The 4,707-nt window shown below is 71.4% G+C and carries 6 protein-coding genes; 2 read left to right on the top strand and 4 right to left on the bottom strand.

Translation table 11 applies throughout. The annotated features are described in order from the left end of the window. Positions 1–555: hypothetical protein (locus ACI379_RS00140; protein ID WP_439790026.1), on the top strand; the 555-nt coding region annotated here is incomplete at its 5' end. Between the two features lie 250 nt (positions 556–805). Then, on the top strand, positions 806–1,540 hold the full coding sequence (locus ACI379_RS00135; RefSeq protein WP_439790025.1) for a pentapeptide repeat-containing protein: 735 nt from the start codon (positions 806–808) through the stop codon (positions 1,538–1,540). A 4-nt stretch (positions 1,541–1,544) separates the two neighbouring features. Here the strand turns inward: ACI379_RS00135 and ACI379_RS00130 are convergent, their stop codons facing one another. From ACI379_RS00130 to ACI379_RS00115, 4 genes are all read right to left on the bottom strand, one after another. Beyond that, entirely contained in the window at positions 1,545–1,982 is a 438-nt protein-coding gene (locus tag ACI379_RS00130; RefSeq protein WP_439790024.1) for a heat shock protein transcriptional repressor HspR, read from the bottom strand. Continuing rightward, the gene (gene dnaJ, locus ACI379_RS00125) at positions 1,979–3,151 is read right to left on the bottom strand and encodes a molecular chaperone DnaJ (RefSeq protein ID WP_439790023.1); all 1,173 of its coding nucleotides are present in this window, start codon (positions 3,149–3,151) and stop codon (positions 1,979–1,981) included. The genes ACI379_RS00130 and dnaJ overlap by 4 nt, the downstream gene beginning before the upstream one ends. Positions 3,152–3,218: 67 nt before the next feature. Then, a complete protein-coding gene (gene grpE / locus ACI379_RS00120) occupies positions 3,219–3,833 on the bottom strand; it encodes a nucleotide exchange factor GrpE (RefSeq protein ID WP_439790022.1) in 615 nt (204 codons plus the stop codon). Beyond that, the coding region (locus ACI379_RS00115; RefSeq protein ID WP_439790021.1) for an Hsp70 family protein at positions 3,830–4,707 on the bottom strand (878 nt) is incomplete at its 5' end. The genes grpE and ACI379_RS00115, both read right to left, overlap by 4 nt.

Raw genomic sequence — 4,707 nt, 5'->3', positions numbered from 1 at the left:
GGCAGCGCCCCGCAGGGGGCCTCCGGTGACGTGCAGGGGACGCTCCAGGGCGGCGGCTCCGCCCGCCTGGGCCGCTGGGAGACCCGCGGCTCCACGACGCAGCGCAGCACCTCGGGCCGCTCGTACCGGATCCGGTACGAGCTCGTCCCCGCCTCCCAGGCGGGCCAGCGGTGCGCCTCGTCGGGGATCGTGATCGCCGAGACCACCGGGCCCGGCGGCGACCTGACCTACGGCGTGCGCGGTCCCCGCGGCGGCTCGTGGGCGCGTACGACCACGCTGTCCAGCACGGTGGGCGCCAGCTCGTTCGCGGTGCAGGTCACCAAGCGCCACATCACCTGGTTCCTCAACGGCAGCCCGATCGGCACCGTGCGTGACCGCGCCATGATTCCCCGGCAGCGGATGACCGTGCGGATCAGCATGCTCGACGTCGACGGCAGCCCCATGAAGTCGGCCAAGTCGACCGTGGACTGGGTCCGCTCGTACACCTTGAAGTACGGCAAGCGGCCCACCTCCAAGAAGGCCTTGAGGAAGGGCGCAGCCGTCGGCGGCTGCTGAACTTTTCGTCAAGACTTCACCGAGTTTCGGTGCTGATCGGCGCCAGGGGGTTTCTCCGCACCCCCGTTCTGGGCACAGAGTGGTGCATGAAGTGGCTCGCGGAACACCTCCAGGACAACCAGTTCGTCGTCTGCATGTTCGTGCTGCTGTGCATCGCCAACGCGTTCGCGATGGCGTACGGCTTCTACGGCTGAGGCGGCACGCTCTCCCCAGCGCGGCTCCGCACCCACGTGGCTGACACGATGGGGTGGTGGAGCTTCCTGTCCTGCACGCCGAGTGCGACCAGTGCTTCGGTCTGTGCTGCGTCCTGCTGCCGTTCTCGGCGGCCGACGGTTTCGGGACGTCCAAGCCCGGTGGCACGCCGTGCACCAACCTCGACGCCTCCGACCGGTGCCGGATCCATGACCGGCTGCGCGAGTCGGGGTGGTCCGGCTGCGTGCGGTTCGACTGCTTCGGCGCCGGGCAGCAGGTCTCGCAGGTGACGTACGGCGGGGTGAGCTGGCGGGACCAACCCAACCTCGGCGAGATGTCTGCGGTGCTGTCGGTGATGCGGCAGGTGCACGAGCTCCTGGCCCTCCTCGACGAGGCCGGGCGCAGAGGGGTGGCCGCGGCGGAGCCGCTCACCGCTGAGACGCTGGCGCTGACCGGGGCAACCCCGGAAGTGCTGCTCACCACCGATCTCGACGAGCTGCGCGACCGCGTACGGCCCGTCCTCGGCGAGGCCCGCGACGAGGCACGCTCGCGGTGGCCCGAGGCCCCCGACCTGGCCCGGGCCGACCTGGCCGGCACGGATCTGCGTTACCGGGACCTGCGCGGGGCCGACCTCACCGGCGCTCTGCTCATCGGCGCCGACCTGCGCGGCGTCGACCTCACCGACGCGTGCCTGCTCGGGGCGGACCTGCGGGACGCGGACGTGCGCGACGCGGTCCTCGACGGCGCCGTGTTCCTGACCGGTCCGCAGCGGGGTTCCGTACGGCCGGGGTGAGCCCTCAGCCCTGCTGACGCCGCCAGACCACCACGGACTGGCCCGGGGCCGGCTCGCGCAGCGCGGGGAGCTTGCTGGCGGGGCGCGCCGCGGCGCGGGAGGCGAGCGCGGACGTCAGCGCCTCGCGGGTGCTGGCCAGCTCGGACTGGAGCTCGGCGTTGCGCTGCTGCAGCGCCGCGACCTGGTGCTGCAGCGCGAGGATCTGCCGGACCCCCTCGATGCCGATCCCGGCGGAGGTGAGGTCGGAGATGGAGCGGAGCAGCTCGAGGTCGCGGTGCGAGTAGCGACGGCCGCCGCCGCCGGTCCGGCCGGGCGTGATCAGCCCCATCCGCTCGTACGTGCGCAGCGTCTGGGGGTGCAGCCCCGTCAGCTCGGCGGCGACGCTGATCACGTAGACCGCGGCGTCGGGTGCCACCGACCCGAGCGGGTCGCGGCGGTTCACCGTGACTCCTCGAACAGGTTGCTCCGCAGGGGCGTGCCGGCCATGGCGGCACGGTACGCCTCGAGCGCCTCGCGCGCGGTGTCGTCCAGGCGTGCCGGCACGTGCACCTCGACGGTGGCCAGCAGGTCGCCCTTGGAACCGTCGGCCTTGGTGGCGCCCTTGCCGCGGACGCGGAACGTACGGCCGTTGGGGGTGCCGGCGGGAACCTTGAGGGTCACCGGCGAGCCACCCAGCGTCGGGATCTTGACCTCGGCGCCCAGGGCCGCCTCGTCGAACGAGACGGGCACGTCGATGGTCAGGTTGTCGCCCTTGCGGCCGAAGACGCGGTGCGGGGTGACCTTGACGGTGACGTACAGGTCGCCGGCCGGGCCGCCGTTCTCACCGGCGCCGCCCTTGCCGCGCAGACGGATCTTCTGCCCGTCCTTCACCCCGGCCGGGATGCGCGCCTGGATGCTGCGCGCCGAGGTGCCGCGGCCGCTGCCGTGGCAGGTCGGGCACTTCTCGTCGTACACGAGCTGGCGCCCGCCGCAGGCCGGGCAGGTCTCGTTCATGGCGAACCCGCCGCCCGCGGTCGCCGAGACGAACCCGGCGCCCTCGCAGGTGGGACAGATGTGGGGCTTGGTGCCCGGCTTGCCGCCGCTGCCGTGGCAGGTCTCGCAGGCCGCGTCGGAGGTGAGGCGCAGCGAGATGGTGACGCCGTCGAGGGCGTCGGTGAAGCTGATGGTCGCCGACGTCTCCACGTCGGAGCCCTTGCGGGGACGGCTCTGGGCACGCCCGCGACCGCCGCCGCCGAACATGTCACCGAACATGTCCCCGAGGCCGCCGCCACCGCCGCGCTGACCGAACAGGTCGCTCAGGTCGAAGCCGTGACCGCCGGCGTTGAAGCCACCGCCGCCGGCCGACCCGCCGAAGCCGCCTCCGTACAACGAGCGCATCTCGTCGTACTTCTTGCGCTTCGACGGGTCACCGACGACGTCGTACGCCTCCGCGACCGCCTTGAACTTCTCGTGCTTGGCGTCGTCACCGGGGTTGGAGTCGGGGTGGTTCTCGCGAGCGAGCTTGCGGTAGGCCTTCTTGATGTCGGCCTCACCGGCGTCCTTCGACACTCCCAGGACCTTGTAGAAGTCCTTGGTCGCCCAGTCGGGGCGCATGCCGTCGTTGCTGCTCACTCGCCACTCCTCTCTGACTCACTGCGTACGGGTTGCTGCTGGTCGTGCTGTTGGTGCTGGTCGAGCCTCAGGCCACCGGCCCGTGCACCAGCACCTGCGCGGCGCGGACCACGCGGTCGCCGATCCGGAAACCGGAGCGGACGAGCACCTTGATGGTCGGGACCTCGATCCCCTCCTCCTCGCCCTGGTGGGCCAGGGCCTCGTGGAGGGTGGGGTCGAACGGCTCCCCGACGGCGCCGAACTTGGTCAGCCCGAGACCGGCCACGACCCGCTCGAGCTGGTCGGCCACCGCGCGGAAGCCGTCCTCGAGGGGCCCGTGCTCACGGGCCCGGTCGATCGTGTCGATGACCTCGGTGATGGGCGAGAGCGCCGCGTAGGTCGCGTTCTCCTTGACCAGGTCGCGGTCGCGCTCGACGCGGCGCTTGTAGTTGAGGAACTCCGCCTGCAGACGCTGCAGGTCGTTGGTCAGCTCGGCCACGGCGGCCTTGAGCTGACCGACCTCGTCACCCTCGGCGGGGGCCGAGGCCGCCTGCGCGGCCTCGACCTCCTCCACGTCCACCGGCTCCAGGGGACCGCCCTCCTCGACCATGTCGGCCACGCCCGAGGTGTCCTCGGTCGCGGGCTCGTTGGCCGTGGGGACGTGGTGCCCCTGGCCGGTGCCGGACTCGTGGGAGTCCGTCACTTGTCGTCACCCTCGGTGGGCTCGTCGACGATCTCGGCGTCGACGACGTCGTCGTCGGCCTCGCCCGTCGCGCCGGTGGCACCACCCGCGGCGGCCTGGTCGGCCTCCGCGGCGGCGTACATCGCGGCGCCCATCTTCTGGCTGGACTCGTTGAGCTTGGTGACGCCCACGGTGATCTCCTCGGCAGTCGCCTCGGCGTTCTCCAGGGTGGCCTTGAGGGCCTCGACGTCGGCGGTGACCTCGGTCTTGACGTCCTCGGGCAGCTTGTCCGCGTTGTCGGTCAGGAACTTCTCGGTGGTGTACACCAGCGAGTCGGCCTGGTTGCGGGCCTCGACGGCCTCGCGACGCTTGGCGTCCTCCTCGGCGTACTGCTCCGCCTCCTTGACCATGCGGTCGATGTCGTCCTTGCTCAGCGCCGAACCACCGGAGATGGTCATGGACTGCTCCTTGCCGGAGGCCTGGTCCTTGGCGGTGACGTGGACGATGCCGTTGGCGTCGATGTCGAAGGTGACCTCGATCTTGGGCACGCCGCGCGGGGCCGGCGGGAGGCCGGTCAGCTCGAAGTTGCCCAGCGGCTGGTTCTGCGACCACATCTGGCGCTCACCCTGCGCGACCTTGATCTCGACCGACGGCTGGTTGTCGTCAGCGGTGGTGAAGATCTCCGAGCGCTTGGTCGGGATGGTGGTGTTGCGCTCGATCAGGGTGGTCATGACGCCGCCCTTGGTCTCGATGCCCAGGCTCAGCGGGGTGACGTCGAGGAGCAGCACGTCCTTGACCTCGCCCTTGAGGACACCGGCCTGCAGCGCGGCACCCACGGCGACGACCTCGTCGGGGTTGACGCCCTTGTTGGGCTCCTTGCCGCCGAGCAGCTCCT

Origin of the sequence: Nocardioides sp. (assembly GCF_051876515.1) — a bacterium.
In the GTDB taxonomy this organism is placed as follows: Bacteria; Actinomycetota; Actinomycetes; order Propionibacteriales; family Nocardioidaceae; genus Nocardioides.
Note: the sequence above shows the minus strand (reverse complement) of the source record. Positions and strands in the feature narration are given on the sequence as shown.